We start from the raw sequence: 21,371 nt of genomic DNA, 5'->3' as shown, positions 1-21,371 counted from the left end.
CCGGGCGGCTCGGGCTGCTGGCGCTCCTGGGGGCGCTGGTGGTCGGGCTGCTGTTCCCGTCCGGCACCGGCGTCGCGATCGTGGTCGCGGTGCTGCTGGTGCTGGTCGTCGTGGATCTCGTGCTGGCCGGGAGTGTGCGTGCGCTGCGGTTTTCGCGCAGTGGCACCACTTCCGTCCGGCTGGGGGAGCCCGCCGAGGTCACGCTGACCGTGACGAACCCCGGCGGGCGCACCGTCCGGGGCTCGCTGCGGGATGCCTGGCCGCCGAGCGCCGGTGCCGACGACCGGCACGCTCTCGTCGTTCCTTCCGGCGAGCGGCGTGCGCTGACGACCGCGCTGCTCCCGACCCGCCGCGGCGACCGCGTCGCGGCCCGGGTGACGGTGCGCGCGGTAGGCCCGCTGGGCTTGGCCGCGCGGCAGGGTTCGCACGAGGTCCCGTGGTCGGTTCGGGTGCTGCCGCCGTTCCACAGCCGCAAGCATCTGCCTTCGCGACTGGCTCGGTTGCAGCAGCTGGACGGTCGCAATGCGGTGCTGATCCGGGGCCAGGGAACGGAATTCGACTCCCTGCGCGAGTACGTGATCGGCGACGACGTCCGCTCGATCGACTGGCGCGCGACGGCCCGCGCTTCGGACGTGATGGTGCGGACGTGGCGTCCGGAACGCGACCGGCAGGTCGTTTTGGTGCTGGACACCGGCCGCGTCTCGGCCGGACGGGTCGGCGACGCACCGCGATTGGACGCGGCGATGGATGCGGCGCTTTTGCTGGCCGCTTTGGCTTCCCGGGCCGGGGACCGGGTTGATTTGGTGGCTTACGACCGTCGGGTGCAGGCTTCGGTTCCGAATGCTTCTACTCCGTCATTGGTGAATGCCCTTGCCACGATCGAACCGTCACTGGTGGAGACGGACGCTCGGGGCATGGTGGCGGAGGTGCTGCGGCGGACTCGGCGGCGGGCTTTGGTGGTGTTGCTGACGGGGCTGGAGCCAGCGCCGTTGGAAGAGGGCTTGTTCCCGGTGCTGGGGTCGTTGACGGCCCGGCATGAGGTGCTGGTGGCTTCGGTGGCGGACCCGAGGGTGGCGGAGATGGCCGCCTCGCGGGGGTCGGCGGAGGCGGTTTATGACGCTGCCGCGGCGGAGAGGGCATTGGCCGGCCGGGAGTCGTCGGTGGCTTGGCTGACCCGGCATGGGGTCGGGGTAGTGGATGCGGTGCCGGAGGAGTTGCCGCCTGCCCTTGCGGACCGGTATTTGGCGTTGAAGGCGGCCGGTCGGTTGTAAGCGGTACCCGGCGGCGACTGGGTGCGGCAGGATGAGGCGAGTGACTATCGAGGCTGACTCCGGGGCTCGCACCGGCGCTGAGCTGCTGTTCGTCGCGATCGACCTCGGGGCCCGGCCCGCTTTGGAAGCGGTGGAACGCAACACGGTCGCGTTGCGTGCGCTGACCAGGCAGGCCCGGATGCTGGTGGCGTTGCCGAGCATGCCGAACGCCGAGCGGTACCTCTATTACCGGCAGGATCGGGCACCGCGTCGTGATGCGCTGTGGCGCGGTGCGGTGCCGTTGAGCGAGGAGGGCTGGGCAGCGGACTTGCGGGTGGCGCGGATGTCCATGGCCAGCCCGTGGCAGGTGGTGCTTGCCGAGGTGGCTCGGGCGTCGTCTCCGGTCGCTTACGGCGGTGCCGCGCTCATTGCGTTGCAGCAGCTGCTCAAGATGGTCATGGCTTGGCAGCAGCATCGGCTCGAGCTGGCCAGAGCGGAAGTAGACCTCCAAACGCGACGCCACGAGTTGGCGCTTCGCGTGATGCGCGAAAGCAGCACGCTGGTCGGCCAGTTGGCTTCCGAATCCGCAGACTCGGCAACGAAAGAACAGGCGATGGCCTTCGTCGCCCGACACCCGGTCCCCGACGATCTCCTGGATTCCGTCGAGAACCTCAACGACGTCCAAGCCGCCGAGCTGATCCCGCCCGACGACCCCCGCGCGACTGGCCGCTAGCCAGCCTCGGGCAGGGCGTCTCCAGCGGCCCGCCGGTCGACATCCCCAGTCTCACCGTCCAGCGCAGCTCGCCGCCCCAGCGTGAACACGTACGTCAGGAACAGCAGCTCCACCACCGCCCCGATCCCGATCCGCAGCCACGTCGGCCAGCCGGACGGCGTCACGAATGCCTCGATCACGCCGGACACCAGCAGCACGCACGCCAGCCCCAGCGCCATCACCACCACCGAGCGGCCCTGCTCGGCCAGCGCCGCGCTTCGCGAGCGACGTCCCGGGTCCACCACGGTCCAGCCGAGCTTCAGTCCGGTCCCGGCCGCGATGAACACCGCCGTCAGTTCCAGCAGGCCGTGCGGCAGCAGCAGGCCCAGCAGGACATCGCCGCGTCCGGCAGACGACATCAGGCCGATCGCGACCCCGGCGTTCAGCGAGTTCATCCACAGCGCGGCGATCACCGGCAGGCCCAGCGCGACGCCCAGGAACAGGCACGTCGCCGCCACCCACGCATTGTTCGTCCAGACCTTCGCCGCGAAGGACGCCGCCGGTCCGGTCGAGTAGTACGTCTCGTACTGGCCGCCCGGTGCGGTCATCGCGTGCACCTCGTCCGGCGACACCAGCGACGCGCGCACGTCCGGGTCCCCGGCGATCCACACGCCCAGCACCGCCATCACCGCGACTGACAGCAGCGCCGCCGGGATCCACCAGCGGCGGCTCAGGTACACCGCGGCCGGAAACCGCCGCGTGAAGAACAGGCCGACCTCGCGCCACGCCGGGCTGTGCGAGCCGGCCACCGCCGAACGGCCTCGGGCGACCAGGGCCGACAGCCTCGCCAGCAGGGCCGGATCGGGCGCGGTCGAGCGGATCATCGACAGATGCGTCGCGGCGCGTTGATACAGCGTGACCAGCTCGTCCGCCTCCTGGCCGGTCAGCCTGCGCCGTCCGGCGAGCTCGCCGAGCCTGCTCCATTCGGCACTGTGCGCCGCGACGAACACATCGACGTCCACCGGCCACCTCCCTCGTCCGCCAGGATAGTGGCACCGGCCCCCGCGTCGGCGCTCTACGCTGGCCTCGTGCAGGAAGAGTCCGATCTCGTCACCGGTGAGGCCGTCGTCCTCGACCTGCGGGTGGCGAAGCTCGCCAGCCGCGCGGTCGCGATGCTGCTCGACGTCCTCGTCCAGGCCGCGTTGCTGCTGCTGGTGCTCGTCGCGCTGATGCTGACCGCGGGGTCGTTCGACTCGGCGCTCACCATCGCGCTGATGCTGACCACGTTCGTGCTGGTCGTGATCGGCTACCCGGTGCTGTTCGAAACGCTCAGCCGCGGCCGTTCGCTCGGCAAGCTCGCGCTCGGCCTGCGTGTGGTGCGCCTCGACGGCGGCCCGATCAGCTTCCGGCACGCGCTGACCCGCGCGCTCGCCGGCTTCTTCGTCGATTTCTGGGCGCTCGGCTTCCTCGGCGCGGTGGCCGTGATCGTGTCGCTGACGTCGTCGAACGGCCGCCGCGTCGGCGACTACCTCGCGGGCACGCTGGTGATCCGCGAACGCGTGCCGCAGTCCGCGCAGGCGATCCTCGTGGTGCCGCCCGGCCTGGAAGCCTGGGCCGCGCACTTCGACCTCAGCGGGCTCACCGACGACCTCGCCATGGCCTCCCGCCAGTACCTCGGCCGCTACCACGAACTGCGCCCGGAAGCGGCCGCGTCGCTCGGCTTCGGCCTGGCACAGCAGGTTTCGGCGGCGATCGGGGTGCCGCTGCCGCACGGGATGCCGCCGTGGGTCTTCCTCACCGCGGTGCTCGCCGAACGCCGCAACCGCGACCACGCCCGGCTCGCGCCGATGCAGTACAGTCCGCCCGCCTACGCGCCGCCGCCGGTCCAACCTCCGGCGCCGCCGCAGTCCGACAACCCTTTCACCCCGCCGAGCTGAGGACATGCTCGCCGACGACGTCACCGTCACCACTGCCCAGGACGGTCAGCTCACGGTCATCGAGCGCATCGTCACCGACGCCCCCGCCGTCCACCGCATCGCCGAGCGCGTACCCGTCACCGACGACGAGGACCGGCTTTACTCGGTCACTGACCTGCATCTTTCCGGTGCCGCCAGCGCTGATGGCACGACGATCACGGTCACCGGGCCTGCCACCGTTTCGTACACAGTGGACGGTGCGGTCGCCGCCGGGCAGGTCCGGTTTCAGCTCACCGGGGGCTGGGATCGTGCGGTCGACCGGGTCACTGCCGCCTTCAGCGCGCCGGGAGTGTCCGCCGCGGATTGCTACGCCGGTCAGCCGGGATCGGCTCGGCAGTGCACTTTCTCCGAACTCCGGAGCGGGGGAGCGCATGCCGAACAGAACGGTCTGCGCCAAGGGGATCGGATCGATCTGGCGGTCCAAACCGGACCGTTGCCGGAGAACGCCCGGTTTGTCCCCACTGGACCGTTGGCCGCCTTCGCGCCGGGGTTTCCTTCTGTCCTCAGCGGTCTTGCGTTGGTGCTCTACCTGCTCATCGGTGCCAGCGTGGTGCGTCTCCGCACCAGGCTGCGCGGTGAACTCGACCTCACCGGCACGGTCCTCGATCTCGTCGCCCGCGGGCATCTGCACATCGCAGACGGTCAGGTCAGTCATGGCGAAGCCGATCCGCTCACGCCGTTCGAACAAGCGGTCAAGACAGCCTTTCCGCCTGGCCCGCTCGCTGCCGCACGGCCGGATCAGGCGGAACTATGCGCCCTTCTCGACGCCGAAACGCATCGCCATTGCTGGCTGTCCGCGAGGCAACCGCACGTCCGCCGAGCCGGGCTCATCCTGGCCGCCGCGGGCATCGTGACGACCGTAGTCCTCGCCCTCACCGTCGGCGAGGCGCTGATCGGCGTCGCGCTCCTGATCGCTGGAATCGCCACCTTCCTGGCCGCTCCGCTGGTTCACACCCGGCGTGGCCGCGCGTCGGGGAGTCCTGCGAGGCGGGCCGAATCCCCGCTGGCGACTGAAATCGACGCGATCCAGGCAATGGCCGAACGACGCTCGGCGGTGTCCGCGCAATGAAACTCGCCGCTCTGCTGTTGATCCCGTTCCTCTGCGCGACACCCGACCAGCCGTCGCTGCCAGGCCTGCCGCAGAGTGTCGAAGTAGCGCTGAAGGTGCAGCATGACGGCAGCCTGTCCGTCACCGAAGCAGTCTCAGTACCGCGCGACACCTCGATGACCCGCACGATCCCGTTGCGCGCCAACGCCCGCGTGCTCGGCATCCGCGACATCAGCATCGAAGGCGCGGGCAACGCCGAAACCGGCAACGACCAGGTGACCTTCTACTTACGCGGCGGAACGTCCGTCCTCCGGTACACAGTGGACGGTGCGGTCGGCACGAGCCTCGGCGTCGAGCACGTCACCTGGGATGTCGCCGGAGGCTGGGACACCCGTCTCGAACTGGTCCGCGCGACCTTCGCCGCGCCCGCCATCCCGGATGCGCTCAACTGCCTCGCCGGTCCGCCCGACTCGACGTCCCGCTGCGGTGCCGCGCAAATCGACCACTCCGGCCTGACCCGCGTCTCGGTACCGAACCTCCAGCCCGGCTCGCGCGTAGAGCTGACCGCCGAACTCCCTGGCGGCACTGTCGCCGCGACAGAGCACCTCATCCCCACCGGCCCCTTCGCCGCGACCGCGCCGGTGTGGTGGGCATGGCTGGCCTTCGCCGTACTGTCGATCGCCGGTGCCGTCACAGTCTTCGTACGCCGCCGACGCGACCAGCAGCCAGGCCACGCCACCCCCGTACCGCTCCTCGACAACGGCCGCTTCTCGTCGCCGGACGGTGTGCTCCCTGGACACGTAGGACTGCTACTCACCGGCCGTGTCAGTTCCGTCGACCTAGCCGCGACAGTGCTCGACCTATGCGTCCGTAACTACCTATGGGTCACCGAAGACGGTCCACGCAACTGGGTCCTCGTACGCCGCAACCCGCCCGACGAACACCTAACCGCCTTCGAGCGCGCGGTGTACGAAGCCGCTGTGCCCGGCGAAGCCGCGACGCTCGCCGAAGTACGCGAAGCAGGCGTACGCGAGCTAAAAGCGGACACTGTCCGTCGCGGCTGGCGCTACCCGAAGCGACTGTCGAAGATCGGTCCGCGGCTATGTGGGTACGGCGTCTTCCTCACCGTCCTGCTGGCCTTCACCGTCGGTTACGCACAACTCGGGTTGGTGCTTCTCGCTACCGGCCTCGCCGTGACGGCCGCCGCCCGCCTCCTGCCGGAGCGGACGAAGCCTGGCCTAGACCTCCGAGACCGCCTTCTCGGCCTCAATGCACAGCTGTGCACGATGGAAGCACCAGACGACGAACTGCTCGTCTCTCGCGCCCTCCCGTACGCGTACGCGCTGGGTGAAGCAGACGCTTGGCTAGTTAACGCTTGTTCGCTGTCGGCGTACTGGTACGGCGCCTCGGGCGAGGACACTGTGCCGTTGGGGCGGACCAGGGGATTCGTGGCCGCACTGACCGTCGCGTTCGAGGGCGCGAGGCACCTCCGACCGGACGAGCCCAAGACGCCCGCGCCTGCGTAGGGTGGAGGCATGGCCGATCCCGAGCTCTTCCGTTTCACGATCGACAACGGTCTGCGCGTGGTGCTCGCTCCTGACCCGACCGCGCCGGTGGTCGGGGTCAGCGTGCACTACGACGTGGGCTTCCGTTCCGAGCCGGAGGGGTTGACCGGTTTCGCGCACCTCTTCGAGCACCTGATGTTCCAAGGCAGCGAAAGCCTGGAGAAACTGGCGCACTTCCGGCACGTGCAGTCCAGCGGCGGCACTTTCAACGGTTCCACGCACCCGGACTACACCGACTACTACGAGGTGCTGCCCGCGGCCGCGCTGGAACGCGCGCTGTTCCTCGAGGCCGACCGGATGCGCGCGCCGAAGCTGACCGCGGAGAACCTGGCGAACCAGATCGAGGTCGTCAAGGAGGAAATCCGGCTGAACGTGCGCAACCGGCCGTACGGCGGATTCCCGTGGATCCTGTTGCCGCCGGTGTTGTACTCCACCTTCGCCAACGCGCACGACGGCTACGGCGCCTTCGAAGACCTCGAAGGCGCGACGCTGGACGACTGCGCCGCCTTCTTCGACACCTTCTACTCGCCGGCCAACGCGGTGCTGACCGTCGCGGGCGACTTCGAGGTGGAGGAGGCGAAGGCGCTCGTCCAGAAGCATTTCGGCGACGTCCCGCACCGGCCCGCTCCGGTCCGTCCGTCGTTCGCCGAACCGCTGCCGACGACGCAGCTGCTCGGCGAACACACCGACGCGCACGCGCCGCTGCCCGCGCTGGCCGTGGGCTACCGGATGCCCGACCCGATCAATGACCTCGACGGCTACCTCGCGTACCTGGTGCTGGCGGGAGTGCTCACCGACGGTGACGGTTCGCGGCTGCAGCAGCGGCTGGTGCACGTCGAGCCGCTGGTGGTCGACATCGGTGCGGGCGCCGGGCTGTTCGGCCCGTTCGAGGCGCGCGATCCGGACACGTTCACCATCACCGCGATCCACCCGCCGGAGGTGCCGCGCGAGCGCGTGCTGGCCGCGTTGGACGAGGAGCTCGAGAAGCTCGCGTCCACGCCGCCGGACGATCAGGAACTGAAGAAGGTCACCGCGCGCTGGGCGGCGAGCCTGCACGCGGAGCACGACCGGCTCGTGTCGCGCACGCTGGCGCTCGGCGCGTTCGAACTGCTTTACGGCGACGCGTCGCTGGTCTACCAGCTCGCCGACCGCCTGTCCGCGGTCTCCGGCGAGGCTGTGTCCGCGGCGGCGAAGGCGCTGCGCCCGGACGCGCGCGCCGTGCTCGTCGTGAATCCCGCAAGCACCGAAGGGACGGAACAGTGACCTCGGCTGAACAGGTCAAAGCAGCACACCGCAGCGCCGAGGAGATCGGCCGTACCGCCGCCGGACCGCGCCCGCTGCCCGAGCTGGGCCACCAGCGCGCCGCCGCCGATCTGTCCCATGTGGACACCACGCTCTCCAACGGGCTGCGCGTGCTCGCGGTGCGCAAGGCGAGCGTCCCGATGGTCGAACTGCGGCTGTGGATCCCGTTCGCGGGCGAGGACCGGATGCACGCGGCCACCGCGGAGGTGCTCGCGGAAACCGTGCTCACCGGCACGGCGCGGCGCGACCGGGTGGAGATCGACGCCGAGGTCGCGCTGATCGGCGGCGACCTCAACGCGGGCGTGGACCCGGAGCGGTTGTACTTCGGCGGCACCGCGCTGTCCGACGGCCTGCCGACGCTGCTGGACGTGCTCGGCGACGTGCTCACTGGTGCCACGTACGGCGAGACGGAGGTCGCGCGCGAGCGGGAGCGGCTGATCGAGCGCATCGCGGTGTCGCGCACGCAGCCGCGCACCATCGCGCGCGAAGCACTGCAGAAGCACCGGTACGGCGACCATCCGGCGACCCGCGAGGTCCCGCAGGCCGAGGATGTCGCCGAGGTGACCGCCGAGCAGGTGCGCGCGCTGCACAACGCTTCGGTGCTGCCGCGCGGCGCGGTGCTCGTGCTGGTCGGAGACCTTGACCCGCAAGAGGTTCCGGCCGAGTTGGAGCGTGCGCTCGGCGGCTGGAAGTCGGACCGTTCGGCCGTGGTGCTGCCGCCGCTGCCCGCGCTGACCGGCGGCAACGTCCTGCTGGTTCCGCGCGCCGGCGCCGTGCAGTCGCAGATCCGGTTGTCCGCGCAGACGGTGCCGCGCACCGACCCGCGGTACCCGGCGCTGCAGCTGGCGAACCTGGCGTTCGGCGGGTACTTCTCTTCGCGGCTGGTCGAGAACATCCGCGAGGACAAGGGTTACACCTACGGCGCGCACTCGGGCTTCGAGTTCACCGGCGACAGCGCGGTGGTCAATGTGGACGCGGACACGGCCAACGAGGTCACCGCGGCGGCGTACCTGGAAACCCGGTACGAGCTGTTCCGGCTCGGCACCGTGGCGCCGACCGCCGAAGAGGTCGAATCGGTGCGGCAGTACGCGATGGGCTCGCTCGTCACCGGCACGTCGTCCCAAGGCGGGCTCGCCGGGCAGCTGATGGCGCTGGCGTCGAACGGCCTCGGCATCGAGTGGCTGCAGAGCCACCCGGAGCGGCTCGCGGCGGTCACCGAGGAGCAGGTCGCCGAAGCGGCGGCGGAGTTCTTCGCGCCCGGCCGGTTCACCGGCGTCGTGGTCGGGGACGCGGACCTGCTCGCGCCGAAGCTGGCCGCGCTCGGAGTTTCGGCAAACGAGAAGGACTGATGAGCGTTCCGTTCGAACTGGGGGCACTGCCGACGCTGTCGCGTTCCACAGTGGACCGTCAGGAAACCTTGCGCACCAACCCGGAGCGGCTCGCCGCGAAGTGGTCGGAAGCCCGCGTGGTGCTGCTCGACGACACCGGCCGCACGCCGGTCGTCGAGGGCGGCTCCGCGCTGGCCACCCGCAAGGCGATGAATTTCGGCACCGAACCGCCCGCCGACGCGGTGTTCCTCGGCGAGTGGGAAGACGTCGACTACTGGTCGCTGCCCGGCAGCATCGAAGGCGACGTCGACAGCGTGCGGCTCGCGGGCAGCTGGGGCGTCATCGAAGAAGTGCCGCGCGCCAACGGCGAGCTGTGGGTCGAGCTGCGCGGATACGGCGAGCAGCTGGACGACACGTCGGCCGGGCTGTTCACCACCGCGCAGGCACTGCGGCACTGGCGGCGGCAGTCACGCTTCTGCACCCGCGACGGCTCGCCGACGCAGCTGACCCAGTTCGGCTGGGCCAGCCGCTGCGAAGCCAAGGGACACGAGGAATACCCGCGCACCGACCCGGCGGTGATCTGCCTGGTGCACGACCTCGACGGAGTCAACGGCTCGCACGTGCTGCTCGCGCGCCAGCCGATGTGGCCGCCGGACCGGTACTCGGTGCTCGCCGGATTCGTGGAAGCGGGGGAGTCCCTGGAGGGCTGCGTCGTCCGCGAAATCCGCGAGGAGGCCGGGATCGAGGTGGGCGACGTGCGGTATCTCGGCAGCCAGCCGTGGCCGTTCCCGCGCTCGATCATGCTGGGCTTCACCGCACGAGCGGACCGCGAGGCACCGCTGGTTCCGGCTGAGGGCGAGATCGAGGAAGCGCTGTGGGTGTCCCGGGAGGACGTTCGGACTGCGTTCCGGAACGCCGGGACAGGGGTGCCGACGCCGATCGCTGGTGGCGCGTCGAATTTGTTGCTGCCGGGGAATTCGTCGATCGCCCGAGTGATGTTGAAGGCTTGGGCGGAAGCTGAGGAGTGACGGATTGGTGCGGGCCCGGCTCGTGGGCCCGCACCTGATCCTGGAAAGTTTGCTTGCCGAGCCGAATCCGCGCTGATTCGTGCCTCCTCGAGATCTCCGCGCGCCGGTCCATTGTGGATCTTCCGGCGGCGTCGACAGCTTGACCGATTCGGCGAGACGGCCGGTCGCCGCTCCCGCTGGTCCGGATCGGGCGGCTTCCGCGCGTGCCTTCGGCTACCGCGGCGCAGGTTGATCGTCTCCCGCCCGGCCGCGTAGCTGGCTCCATCGAGCCACCGCCGTCCGCGCACCCCCGTTCGGTTCATCCGATACGGACCACCCCTCTCCGCTGGTCTGGACCGCGCACGGTCCGCGCTCACCCCGTCACCCTGTGCCGGTCCCTGACATCCCGCGGTATCAAGCCGTTACCCCGCCGTTTCCCTAGCCCATTGACGGCGTGTGGCCGCGCTCACTACAGTCCCGGAAAACCGTCTGTAAAGTTTCCTAATAAAGGAGCAGCCAGGTGCGAGCCGGCAGTCCGCGAACGTTGCGCGAGATGAACGACCGCGCGGCGATCGAGGCGTTGCTGCGGAACGGGCCGCTCACGCGGGGCGAGCTCGAGGCCGCCATCGGGTTGTCCAAACCGGCCACCGCGCAGTTGCTCACCCGGCTTGAGCAGGACAATCTCGTCGGCAAGGCGGGGGAGCGGGCCGGTGGCGGACGCGGGCCGCGCGCTCAGCTGTGGGCGGTCAACGGCGGGCTCGCGCACGTCGCGGCCGTCGATCTCACCCCGCGGGTCGCCGACTTCGTGGTCGCCGACGTCGCCGGGGCGGTGCTCGCCGAGTACCGCGTGCAGCTTCCGGTGGCCGAGGGCGCGGACGTCGTCGGCTCGTTCGGACAGGCGTTGCGCCGGGTCACGAAAGCCGCGGGCATGCAGCTCGACGATCTGGCCAATGTGGTCATCGGCGCGCAGGGCGCCTTCGACCCGCGCACCGGGTTGCTGTCCTCGGCCCCGCACATCCCGGGCTGGCTCGGGTTCGACGTGCCAAAGCGGCTGAGCGACGAACTCGGCGTCACGGTCAAGATCGAGAACGACGTAAACCTTGTCGCGGTTGAGGAAATGACCGTCGGCAACGCCCGTGACGTCGACGATTTCGTGCTGGTCTGGCTGTCCGAAGGCGTCGGCGGCGCGGTCGTGATCGGACGGCGGCTGCTGCGCGGCGCGACCGGTGGCGGCGGCGAGATCGACTGGATGCGCGTTCCCGATCCGGCCACTGTGGACACTGGGGACAGCTGGCCGTCCGCCGGTGCGCGGTACGGAAACCTGGTCGACTCGTCCGCGATCACCCGGCTCGCCAAGGCGCACGGCATCACCGCGGACAGCGGTTGGGATGCCGTCACCGAGGCACGTCGCACTGCGCACCAAGGGTTTCTGGACGATCTCGCGCGCCGAGTCGCCAGCGGCGTCGCGAGCCTTGTCGCGGTCGCCGACCCGGAGCTCATCCTGCTGTGCGGCGAGACCAGCCGCGCCGGTGGCGACGAGTTCGCCGGGATCGTCGCGGAGAAGCTGCACGAACTGGTCCTGCCGCGCACGCCCGTCGGCGTCGCTTCGGTGCAGGGCAACGCGGTGCGTGCCGGTGCGCTGCAGTCCGCGCTCGCCACCGCCCGTGAGGACGTCTTCGGCGTCGTCACCCCCACGCTCCTCGGGCCGCGTCGGTCCGCCGGAGAGCAAGCCCCGTCCCCGACCGAGTAGACCCACCCGAAGGACAGGAGGGTTCATGTCCGCTCCCACCCGCATCCGGAGAATCGCGCGCAAGCGCGGGTCTCTGCTGCTCAGCGCCGTCGCGGCGAGCACGCTGCTGGCCACCGCCGCGTGCGGTGCCGCCGCGCCCGCAGGCGGCGGCGACGCCGCGGCCCCGCCGAACAAGGACGACAAGCTCACCATCACCGTCTACAGCAAGTTCACCGACCGCGAGTACGGCGTGGTCACGAAGGCGCTGGACAAGCTCAAGGCGAAGTTCCCCAACATCACCATCAAGCACGAGGGGAACCAGGACGACGACAAGCTCACCCAGTCGATCCGCGGCGGCAACCCGCCGGACGTGGCGATCTCCTTCTACACCGACAACCTCGGCGCGTGGTGTTCGACGGGCAGCTTCCAGGACCTGAAGCCCTACATCGAGCGGGACAAGATCGATCTCGAGCAGATCCCGCAGGCGGTCCGCGATTACACGTCGTACCAGGGCAAGCGGTGCGCGATGCCGATGCTCGCCGACGTGTACGGGTTCTTCTACAACAAGACGCAGTTCGCGGCCAAGGGCATCGCGGGCCCGCCGAAGAACACCACGGAACTGTTCGAGGACGTCAAGAAGCTCACCGAGTTCAACGCGGACGGTTCGATCAAGACCGCGGGCTTCCTGCCGTCGATGCCGTTCTACGCCAACCAGGCGCAGTACTGGGCGCCGAACTTCGGGGCCAAGTTCCTGGGCCCGGACGGCAAGTCGTCGCTCGCTTCCAGCCCCGGCTGGAAGGAGATGTTCGAATTCCAGAAGAAGCTCATCGACTTCTACGGCGGGCACGAGAAGGTCGAGAAGTTCAAGGCCGGTCTCGGTGACGAATACTCGAAGGACAACGGGTTCCAGGCCGGCAAGCTGTCGATGATCTACGACGGCGAGTTCCGCACCGCGTTCCTCAAGGCCCAGATGCCTTCGCTCGACTACGGCACCGCGCCCGCTCCGGTGCTCGACAGCCTGGCCGGCCAGTACGGCGGCGGGTTCGGCACCGGCACGATCATCGCGATCCCGAAGGGCGCGAAGAACCCCGGCGCGGCGTGGGAGCTGATCAAGCAGGCTTCGCTCGACACCGACACCCTTGTCGAGATGGCGAATGGCCTGAACAACGTGCCCAGCACCAAGGATTCGCTGAACTCGCCGAATCTGAAGATGCCGCCGCAGTTCAAGACCTTCACCGACATCTACAACAGCGGCAAGCTGGTCGCCAACCCGACCACGCCGATCGGCGACGCGTTCCTCAAGGCGGTCAACGACTTCGCCGAGAAGTGGCAGGCCGGGTCGGTTCCCGATCTGGACGCGGGCCTCAAGAAGGTCGACGCGCAGATCAACGACGAGCTGGCGCAGAAGGGCGCCGGCGGATGACCACGCTGACCACAGCGGAAACCGGAACCCCTGCCGCGTCGAACCAGGCGCGGCGGGGGTCTCCCCGGGCCAAGCGCAGGCGCACGGTGTTCTGGTTCATGGCACCGGCGACGCTCGGGTTCCTCATCTTCTTCGCCTACCCGCTCGGCGCGACGCTGTTCTACTCGTTCACCCGCTACGACCTGATCAACCCTCCACAGTGGATCGGGTTCGACAACTACGTGCGCATGTTCACCAGCGAACCGCTGGTGAAAACCGCCGCGTACAACACGTTGTGGCTGGTGATCATCCTGACCGTGTGCCGGGTGCTGTTCTCGCTCGGCGTGGCGTCGGTGATTTCGCGGCTGAAGTCGGGCGTCGGCATCGTCCGCACGCTCTGCTATCTGCCCGCGCTCGCCCCGCCCGCGGCCGCGACGCTCGCGTTCGTCTTCGTGTTCAACCCGGAATTCGGCCCGGTGAACCGGTTCCTGCGGCTCGTGGGCATCGACGGCGGATTGTGGTTCAACAGTCCGGAAATGTCGAAGCCCGCGCTGACCCTGCTCGCGTTGTGGGGTTCGGGCGAGCTGATGATCATCATCCTGGCCGCGTTGCTGGACGTTCCGCAGGAGCAGTACGAGGCGGCGGAACTCGACGGGGCAGGCCCGGTGCGCCGGTTCTGGCACGTGACGCTGCCGTCGATCTCGCCGGTGCTGCTGTTCGGCGTGGTCAACTCGATGATCTACGCGCTGCAGTTCTTCACTCAAGCGATCGTCGCGGCGTCTGCTTCGGCGGGCACGGCGGACGTCGCGGGGAACTCGAAACTGATCGGTGCGCCGGAAAACTCGACGCTGACGTATCCGATCTGGTTGTACGTGCAGGGTTTCCGGTATTTCAACATGGGTTACGCGGCGGCGATGGCCGTTTTGCTGTTCCTGGTTTCCGCGGGCTTCACGTGGATTCTGGTTCGGCAGATGCGTAAGACTCAGCATCAGGAGGATGGTGTATGACGACGCTTTCGGCACCGCCGCGTCCGGCTCCTCCGGTGCATCCGAGGGAGAAGTTCAAGCGGCGCTGGGACAAGAAACTGTCCTTTGTGGCCACGCACGCGGTCGGCATCGCGCTCGGCCTGATCTTCATGCTGCCGCTGCTGTTCGTCTTCCTCACCTCGGTGATGAAGAGCGACCAGGCGATGACGTCGAGCCTGTGGCCGACCGAATGGCATTTCGAGAACTTCGTCGAGGTGTTCCGGAAGGCCCCGTTGCTGGAGTACTTCGGCAACAGCTTCCTGTATTCGGCGCTGGCGACGATCGGGGCGCTGGTCTCGGCGATCCCGGCGGCGTACGGGCTGGCGAAACTGCGGTGGCGCGGGCAAAACCTGTGCTTCATGCTCGTCGTCGTCGCGATGATGCTGCCGCCGCAGGTCACCGTCGTCCCGCTGTACGACCTGTGGGTGCGGCTCGGGTTCACCGGCACTCTGGTGCCGCTCATCGTGCCGTACTTCTTCTTCGACGCCTTCTCGATCTTCCTGCTGCGGCAGTTCTTTCTCACCATTCCGAAGGACTACCTCGAAGCGGCGAAGATCGACGGCTGCAACGAGTTCCGGGTGCTCACGCGGGTGCTGATCCCGATGGCGAAGCCGGGGATCGCGGCCACCGCGATGTTCTGCTTCCTGTTCACCTGGAACGACTATTTCGGCCCGCTGCTCTACACGGGCGAGAACAAAGACAACTGGCCGCTTTCACTGGCGATCGCGTCCTTCCGAGGCATGCACCACGTCGAATGGAACCTCACGATGGCCGCCACCGCGCTGATCATGCTGCCGGTGATCGTGCTGTTCGTGTTCGCGCAGAAGTCGTTCGTCAAGGGCATCACGTTCACGGGAGTCAAGGGATGAAACTGGCAGTGGTCGGCGGTGGGTCCACCTACACGCCGGAGCTGATCGACGGCATCGCCGGGCGGCGGGCCTCGCTCGACGTCGACGAGATCGTGCTGATCGACCCGGACGCCTACCGGGTCGAAGCGGTCGGCGATTTCAGCCAGCGGCTGCTGAACCACGCGGGACACTCAGCCCGCGTGCGCACCACCGCGAACCTGGAGGAGGGCGTCGACGGCGCGTCGGCGGTCCTCATCCAGCTGCGCGTCGGCGGGCAGAAAGCCCGTGCGTCGGACGAGACGTTCCCGCACCTGTGCGGTTGTGTCGGCCAGGAAACGACCGGTGCGGGCGGCCTGGCGAAGGCGCTGCGCACGGTTCCGGTGGTGCTGGACATCGCCGAACGCGTGCGCAAGGTCGCCGGCGACGACACCTGGATCGTCAACTTCACCAACCCGGTCGGCATCGTCACCCGCGCGCTGCTGCAGGAGGGCCACCGGGCGGTCGGCCTGTGCAACGTCGCGATCAACCTGCAGCGCAAGTTCGCGAAGCTGCTCGGCGCCTCGACCGGCGACGTCAAGCTGGTCCACACTGGACTGAATCACCTGAGCTGGGAGCGTGGCGTCCTGGTCGACGGCGTCGACCGGCTGCCGGAACTCCTTGCCCAGCACGCGGAATACCTCGGCGAAGAGGTCAGCGTGCCGGTCGAGTGGATGCAGCGGATGCAGGCCGTTCCGTCGTACTACCTCAAGTACTACTACTCGCACGACGCGCAGGTCGCGAAGCAGCAGACCGAGCGTCCGCGCGCCGAGGTGGTCAGCGATGTCGAGGAAGAGCTGCTGAAGATCTACCTCGACCCGGAGCAGGTCACGAAGCCGGAGTCGCTGGAGAAGCGCGGCGGTGCGTACTACTCGGAGGCGGCGGTGCAGCTCGTGCACGCACTCACCTCCGGCGGCGGCGCCGAGGAGCACGTGGTGAACGTCCGCAACAACGGCACGTTCAACTTCCTGCCGGACGACGCGGTGATCGAGGTTTCGTCCACTGTGGATTCCGCAGGCGCGACCCCGATCCCGCAGGCTCCGGTCGACCCGCGCTTCGCCGGACTGATCGCCGGGGTCACGGCGTACGAGTACCTGGCCTTGGACGCCGCGATCAAGGGCGGCCGGGACCGGGTCGCGGACGCTCTGCTCGCGCACCCGCTGGTCGGCCAGTACACCAAGGCGGACCAGCTCGCGGACGAACTCGTCGCACGCAACCGGGATTTCCTGCCCTGGGCGCGGGCATGAGCGACACCGTCGTCGCGATCGACGGGGGGAACAGCAAGACCGAAGTGCTGGTGGTTTCGCGGGACGGCGTCGTGCTCGGCGCTTCCCGCGGCCCCGGCGTTTCTCCCCAGCGCGTCGGCGTCGACGGATGCGTTGCCGCATTGGAAGAATTCGTCCACGAGGCCCTTCGTGCCGGTGGGCTTTCGACTGAGCCGCCGTTCGCCGTGCACACCTCGGCGTACCTGGCCGGTCTCGACTTCCCCCGGGAAGAAGAGGCGCTGCACAAGGCCTTGTCGGCGCGGGGTTGGAGCTCCACTTTGGACGTCGGCAACGACGTGCTGGCGCTGCTCAGGGCCGGAAGTTCCGACGGTACCGGGGTAGCAGTAGTGTGCGGTGCCGGAATCAACGGCGCTGGCTTCGCCCCGGACGGCCGTTCGTACCGATTTCCCGCGCTGGGCAAGGTATCCGGCGACTGGGGCGGCGGCTACCGCTTGGGTGAGGAAGCCCTGTGGTGGGCCGTCCGCGCGGAAGACGGCCGTGGCCCGCGGACTGCGTTGGAATCGGCGGTGGCGGAGTACTTCGGTGCTTCGAAGCTGCTGGATGTGGTGCAGGGCTTGCACTTCGAGGAGATCGACGCCGCGAAGATCCACGGCCTCTGCCCGCTGCTGTTCGAGGTGGCCGCGTCCGGCGACGAGGTCGCACAGGACGTGGTGACGCGGTTCGCCGAGGAAGTAAGCCTGCTGGTGGCGGCGATCATGCGTCGCCTGGACCTCACTACGTCCGCTCCCGAGGTCATCCTCGGCGGCGGCGTGCTGACCGGCGTCGGCGAGTCCGTGATCGCGGACATCGAACGGCGCTGCCTGAAGGTGGCACCGCGAGCGCAAGTGCGGGTGGTGGAGGTGAACCCGGTGGTCGGAGCCGCACTGTTCGGTTTGGACAAACTCGGGGCACCAGCGTCGGCTAAGGCTGCGCTGAAGGCTGCGACGCAGCGCGCGTGACAATGGGGTGGCTGCCTCGAGCAAGGCAGCCACCCCTCTCGTCAGGCCGCGATGCCCTTGCCAGTCTCCAGAACCGACTTCAGGTCGGACAGGATCCACGCCCAGCCGCCGCCCGCGTTCTCGCCCGGGCCGGCGTTGACGTCCTCGTGCTGGCCGGACACGAGAGCCGCGTGGTTCGGCGCGCCGGTGACGTCGTGGGTGACGGTGAGCCGGGTGCCCGCGGTCTGCGTTTGCTCGATGTCGTAGGTGACCGTGGTGTACGGCTCGGCGACGAGGCTCGGGTCCATCTGCAGTTTCCACGTGACCACCAGCTTGCGCGGCGGATCGACCTCCAGCACTTCGCCGTCGAGGAGATCGCTGGTGAACCCTGAGTCGATGAACTCCTGGGTCGGCCTGGTGCGGTGCTTGCCGCCGCGCTTGAGGTCGTATTCGGCCAAGCCGGTGTAGCCGTATTTCTGGGTCCATTCCGGCTTCGTGATGGCGTCCCACACCGCCTGCGGGGTGGACTTGATGTAGACGCGGTTGACCTGCACGGTCGTGGTGTCGCTCATTTTCCGGGCTCCTTCTGGGGATTCTCGGCTTCCAGCTGGGCTTTGAGGTCCAGCAGCGCCGAGGTGTGGTGTGCGGTGTACTTGTCGATCCAGCGGTCGTGGATCTGCCGGATCGGGATCGGGTTCAGGAAATGCCGCTTCTCCCGCCCCTCCTTGCGCGAGGTGACCAATTCGGCCTCTTCGAGCAGCTTGAGGTGTTTCATCACCCCGAACCGGGACATGTCCACTTCGGACTCCAGCTCGGTGAGCGTGCGGCCGTCACGCGCGTAGAGCAGGTCGAGCAGGAACCGGCGGGTCGGATCCGCCAGAGCCTTGAAAACCAGGTCCTCGTCGGGCACGCACCGAGAATAGGTGACCAAAAGGTCACATGTCAACCAGTAAGGCGGAGGGGCGCGCGAATCTCGTCGACGGCCGTACGGGTGACGTTCGGCCTGGATGCGTCACATCGCGGCGTGCGGGCGGTACCTTCTGGTTTGCTGGCCAGCTGGGGGAGTCGCGACAGCGAAGATGGGGGAAATATGCGTCGAACGAGGATTCTTTTCATTGTCGTGTCGGCCATTGCCGCGGTGATCTTGCCTTCGGCGGCGTACGCCAGCGCGGCGGACCTGCATGATTGTCCCGACGACTATTTCTGCGTTTGGGAGGAGCCGAACGCGACCGGGCACTTCGCCAAGTTCCAGCTCGGCTCGTCCGATCTCGCGAAACCCATCAACGGGCACGTTTTCAACGATCAGGTCTCGTATGTGTGGAACCGCACCACGAGCGTGTGGTGCGTCTACCGGGACTCGGGTTACTCGGGCGGTTCGTTGCGAATTTCGGTGGAGTGGCAAGGCCCGCTTGGTCCGCGCTACAGCTTCGACAACGTGATCAGTTCGCTCAGATCGTGCGCCTGAGGCAGGAATCAGGGGGAGGACGAGAAATGAAGAACGCGGTGAAGATGGCGACGGTGCTCGGGCTGATGTGTTCGGCCGCGGTAGCGGTCGCGCCTTCGGCTTCAGCCTCGGCGATCGCGCAGACGTGCCAGTTCGGCAACGAGTACGGGCATGTGGTCCGCGGCGGTGATCTGTATTACGGCGGAGATCTGGTGGGCACGGTCGCGGTCTGCCGCGATGACTCGTACAACTATTGGGGCTATCTCGGGTTTCGGGAAAAGCTCACGGCCAGCCAGTGGGCGCAGGCGACGCTGTACCGCGAACGCGACTCAGTTCCGGCGGGTTCAGTCAACTGCGACAGCTCGGGCGGGAACGGGAACGTGGGTGCGTTCCAGCGGGTGTGCTGGACACCCAAGTTCAGCGGAGTGAGCGGCCACTACACCTTTCTCGCGACCGGTGAGCTGTACAGCAGTCACACCGGCACCCAGTTGGCAATCGGCTCCACCGGTGATTTCGACCGCTAGCGAGGTGGGCCGAACGGACGCGGCGCGACTTCCGCCACCGGAAGCCCCGCCGCGTCCGTGAAGGGAATCAACCAGCGCTAAAGCAACGCGCCCAGCGGCAGAATCAACGCGATCGCCACCACCGAGATCACCGTCTCCATCACCGACCAGCTCTTCAGCGTCTGCCCGACCGACATCCCGAAGTACTCCTTGACCAGCCAGAACCCGGCGTCGTTCAGGTGCGAGAAGAAGAGCGACCCGGCACCGATCGCGAGCACGAGCAGCGCGTTGTGCGTGGGGTCGAGGGTCGCGGCCAGCGGGGCCACGATGCCCGCGGCGGAGACCGTCGCGACCGTTGCCGAACCGGTCGCCAGGCGGATCGCCACCGCGACCAGCCAGCCGAGCAGCAGTGGCGACAGGTGCGCGCCCTTGGAAAGGCTGGTGATCACGTCGCCGACCCCGGCGTCCACGAGGGTCTGCTTGAACCCGCCGCCCGCGGCCACGATCAGCACGATCCCGGCGATCGGGCCGAGGGAATCGCCGATGATCGACGACAGCTTTTCGCGGTTCAGCCGTGCGGGACGGCCCAGCACGACCATGCCGACCAGAACCGCCAGCAGCAGTGCGACGAGCGGGTCGCCGATGAAGTCGAGGACCCGGCGGACCGGGTTCGCCTTCTCCGCCAAGATGTCCGCGAGCGCCTTGGCCAGCATCAGGACGACCGGCAGCAGCACCGTGGACAGCGTCGCGAAGAAGCTCGGACGGTGCTTTTCGTCGGTGCCTTCGGATTCCGGGACCAGCCGGGCGGGCGGCGCGGCGTCGGGCACCATCTTGGCGGCCAGGCGGCCGAACAGCGGGCCGGCGATGATCACCGTCGGAAGGCCGACCAGCAGGCCGAGGCCAAGGGTGAGGCCGACGTTGGCGTTCAGCGAACCGGCGGCGGCCAGCGGGCCGGGGTGCGGCGGGATCAGGCCGTGCAGCACCGAGAGCCCGGCCAGCGCCGGGATTCCCAGCAGCAGCACCGGTTTCCCGCTGCGCTTGGCGACCAGCAGCACCACCGGGATCAGCATCACGAGGCCGATCTCGAAGAACATCGGCAGCCCGATCAGCGCGGCCACCAGCGCCATCGCCCACGGCAGCCCGCCGCCGCGGACCCGGCCGAGCACGGTGTCCACGATCCGGTCCGCGCCGCCGGAATCGGCGAGCAGTTTGCCCAGCATGGCCCCGAAAGCGATCAAGACGCCGACGGACGCGACAGTGCTGCCGACGCCGTTGGTGAAGCTCTTCAACAGCTTGTCCACCGGCATTCCGGCGACCAGCCCGAGCACGCCGGAGCCCAGCGTAAGCGCGAGCAGCGGGTGCAGTTTCACCTTGCTGATCAGCACCACGATCACGGCGATGGCGAGCACCGTGGCGAGGATCAGGCGGGTGTCGTGGCCGGTCCAGCCGGCGGCGAGGGTCGTCATGCGCGCTCCTGGAACGCTTTCAGCGCCGACGCGACGAGGTCGGCGGGCGGGCGGCTGATGTCGAGGGTCGCTCCCGGCTCGTCCGCTTCCAGCGGTTCGAGGTCGGCGAGCTGGGAATCGAGCAGCGAAACCGGCATGAAGTGGCCGGTGCGGGTCTTCATCCGCTCGGCGAGCAGGTCGCGCGAACCGTGCAGGTGCAGGAACCAGACGTCCCCGCCGCCGCGGAGCACGTCGCGGTAGCGCCGCTTCAGCGCGGACGAACTCACGACCGCGCCGTTTTCGTGGTGCTTCCCGATCCAGGACGCGATCGCCGCCAGCCACGGCGCCCGGTCCTCGTCGTTCAGCGGGTGCCCGGCGGTCATCTTTTCGATGTTCGCCCGCGGGTGGAAGGTGTCTGCTTCGGCATACACGGTCCCGAGCTGCTCCGCGATCGCTGTGCCGACCGTCGTCTTGCCCGAGCCCGATACGCCCATCACCACGATGACCGTCATCCGCACCTCCCACGTCTTTGTGCTCTGGAGAGTCAA

At 68.5% G+C, this 21,371-nt stretch carries 21 protein-coding genes; 16 read left to right on the top strand and 5 right to left on the bottom strand.

Annotation, left to right across the window (positions count from 1 at the left end):
• Together ACWDNU_RS33575 and ACWDNU_RS33570 are read left to right on the top strand one after the other, a co-directional pair.
• A partial coding sequence (locus tag ACWDNU_RS33575; protein WP_449671823.1) for a DUF58 domain-containing protein occupies nucleotides 1–1,271 on the top strand: 1,271 nt, incomplete at its 5' end.
• Between the two features lie 40 nt (nucleotides 1,272–1,311).
• On the top strand, nucleotides 1,312–1,983 hold the full coding sequence (locus ACWDNU_RS33570) for a hypothetical protein (RefSeq protein WP_449671822.1): 672 nt from the start codon (nucleotides 1,312–1,314) through the stop codon (nucleotides 1,981–1,983).
• On the opposite strand, the gene ACWDNU_RS33565 is transcribed toward ACWDNU_RS33570, so the two are convergent.
• Nucleotides 1,980–2,984, bottom strand: a complete 1,005-nt coding sequence (locus ACWDNU_RS33565) for a stage II sporulation protein M (protein WP_449671821.1) — start codon at nucleotides 2,982–2,984, stop codon at nucleotides 1,980–1,982. The genes ACWDNU_RS33570 and ACWDNU_RS33565 overlap by 4 nt on opposite strands.
• Nucleotides 2,985–3,050: 66 nt before the next feature.
• Between ACWDNU_RS33565 and ACWDNU_RS33560 the strand changes: the two genes are divergently transcribed.
• The 12 genes from ACWDNU_RS33560 (at nucleotide 3,051) to ACWDNU_RS33505 (ending at nucleotide 17,452) form a co-directional block, all read left to right on the top strand.
• Entirely contained in the window at nucleotides 3,051–3,899 is an 849-nt protein-coding gene (locus ACWDNU_RS33560; RefSeq protein ID WP_370940219.1) for an RDD family protein, read from the top strand.
• Nucleotides 3,900–3,903: 4 nt separating this feature from the next.
• Nucleotides 3,904–5,007: a hypothetical protein gene (locus ACWDNU_RS33555; protein WP_449671820.1), complete on the top strand. Its 1,104-nt coding sequence runs from the start codon at nucleotides 3,904–3,906 to the stop codon at nucleotides 5,005–5,007.
• Entirely contained in the window at nucleotides 5,004–6,512 is a 1,509-nt protein-coding gene (locus tag ACWDNU_RS33550; RefSeq protein WP_449671819.1) for a DUF2207 family protein, read from the top strand. The genes ACWDNU_RS33555 and ACWDNU_RS33550 overlap by 4 nt, the downstream gene beginning before the upstream one ends.
• Before the next feature lie 9 nt (nucleotides 6,513–6,521).
• The gene (locus ACWDNU_RS33545; RefSeq protein ID WP_370940216.1) at nucleotides 6,522–7,814 is read left to right on the top strand and encodes a M16 family metallopeptidase; all 1,293 of its coding nucleotides are present in this window, start codon (nucleotides 6,522–6,524) and stop codon (nucleotides 7,812–7,814) included.
• A complete protein-coding gene (locus ACWDNU_RS33540) occupies nucleotides 7,811–9,202 on the top strand; it encodes a M16 family metallopeptidase (protein WP_449671818.1) in 1,392 nt (463 codons plus the stop codon). Before ACWDNU_RS33545 ends, ACWDNU_RS33540 begins: the two co-directional genes overlap by 4 nt.
• Nucleotides 9,202–10,209, top strand: coding sequence for an NAD(+) diphosphatase (gene nudC / locus ACWDNU_RS33535; RefSeq protein ID WP_370940214.1), 1,008 nt, complete (start codon nucleotides 9,202–9,204; stop codon nucleotides 10,207–10,209). Before ACWDNU_RS33540 ends, nudC begins: the two co-directional genes overlap by 1 nt.
• Before the next feature lie 499 nt (nucleotides 10,210–10,708).
• Nucleotides 10,709–11,938, top strand: a complete 1,230-nt coding sequence (locus ACWDNU_RS33530; RefSeq protein WP_449671817.1) for an ROK family transcriptional regulator — start codon at nucleotides 10,709–10,711, stop codon at nucleotides 11,936–11,938.
• 25 nt (nucleotides 11,939–11,963) lie between these two features.
• Nucleotides 11,964–13,340 (top strand): extracellular solute-binding protein, encoded by a 1,377-nt coding sequence (locus ACWDNU_RS33525; RefSeq protein ID WP_449671816.1) that lies wholly within the window; start codon nucleotides 11,964–11,966, stop codon nucleotides 13,338–13,340.
• The gene (locus ACWDNU_RS33520; RefSeq protein ID WP_449671815.1) at nucleotides 13,337–14,326 is read left to right on the top strand and encodes a carbohydrate ABC transporter permease; all 990 of its coding nucleotides are present in this window, start codon (nucleotides 13,337–13,339) and stop codon (nucleotides 14,324–14,326) included. Before ACWDNU_RS33525 ends, ACWDNU_RS33520 begins: the two co-directional genes overlap by 4 nt.
• Entirely contained in the window at nucleotides 14,323–15,213 is an 891-nt protein-coding gene (locus ACWDNU_RS33515) for a carbohydrate ABC transporter permease (RefSeq protein ID WP_370940210.1), read from the top strand. The genes ACWDNU_RS33520 and ACWDNU_RS33515 overlap by 4 nt, the downstream gene beginning before the upstream one ends.
• Entirely contained in the window at nucleotides 15,210–16,475 is a 1,266-nt protein-coding gene (locus ACWDNU_RS33510) for a 6-phospho-beta-glucosidase (protein WP_449671814.1), read from the top strand. The genes ACWDNU_RS33515 and ACWDNU_RS33510 overlap by 4 nt, the downstream gene beginning before the upstream one ends.
• Complete coding sequence (locus ACWDNU_RS33505) at nucleotides 16,472–17,452, top strand: N-acetylglucosamine kinase (RefSeq protein ID WP_449671813.1); 981 nt, start codon at nucleotides 16,472–16,474, stop codon at nucleotides 17,450–17,452. The genes ACWDNU_RS33510 and ACWDNU_RS33505 overlap by 4 nt, the downstream gene beginning before the upstream one ends.
• 41 nt (nucleotides 17,453–17,493) lie before the next feature.
• Here ACWDNU_RS33505 and ACWDNU_RS33500 read toward each other — a convergent pair whose 3' ends face one another.
• Nucleotides 17,494–18,003, bottom strand: a complete 510-nt coding sequence (locus ACWDNU_RS33500) for an SRPBCC domain-containing protein (RefSeq protein WP_449671812.1) — start codon at nucleotides 18,001–18,003, stop codon at nucleotides 17,494–17,496.
• Nucleotides 18,000–18,341, bottom strand: coding sequence for an ArsR/SmtB family transcription factor (locus ACWDNU_RS33495; RefSeq protein WP_370940206.1), 342 nt, complete (start codon nucleotides 18,339–18,341; stop codon nucleotides 18,000–18,002). The genes ACWDNU_RS33500 and ACWDNU_RS33495 overlap by 4 nt, the downstream gene beginning before the upstream one ends.
• 81 nt (nucleotides 18,342–18,422) lie before the next feature.
• Between ACWDNU_RS33495 and ACWDNU_RS33490 the strand changes: the two genes are divergently transcribed.
• Together ACWDNU_RS33490 and ACWDNU_RS33485 are read left to right on the top strand one after the other, a co-directional pair.
• Complete coding sequence (locus tag ACWDNU_RS33490) at nucleotides 18,423–18,896, top strand: peptidase inhibitor family I36 protein (protein ID WP_370940205.1); 474 nt, start codon at nucleotides 18,423–18,425, stop codon at nucleotides 18,894–18,896.
• Nucleotides 18,897–18,922: 26 nt separating this feature from the next.
• Entirely contained in the window at nucleotides 18,923–19,399 is a 477-nt protein-coding gene (locus ACWDNU_RS33485; protein WP_370940204.1) for a hypothetical protein, read from the top strand.
• Nucleotides 19,400–19,476: 77 nt separating this feature from the next.
• On the opposite strand, the gene ACWDNU_RS33480 is transcribed toward ACWDNU_RS33485, so the two are convergent.
• Nucleotides 19,477–20,844 carry a GntT/GntP/DsdX family permease gene (locus tag ACWDNU_RS33480; RefSeq protein ID WP_370940203.1) on the bottom strand — a complete coding sequence of 456 codons (1,368 nt, stop codon included), beginning with the start codon at nucleotides 20,842–20,844 and terminating at the stop codon, nucleotides 19,477–19,479.
• Entirely contained in the window at nucleotides 20,841–21,335 is a 495-nt protein-coding gene (locus ACWDNU_RS33475) for a gluconokinase (RefSeq protein WP_370940202.1), read from the bottom strand. The genes ACWDNU_RS33480 and ACWDNU_RS33475 overlap by 4 nt, the downstream gene beginning before the upstream one ends.
• Nucleotides 21,336–21,371 lie beyond the last annotated feature (36 nt).

It is taken from the genome of Amycolatopsis sp. NPDC003676 (assembly GCF_053587275.1).
The sequence above is the reverse complement of the archived record's forward strand: the minus strand, read 5'-3'. Positions and strand labels throughout refer to the sequence as shown.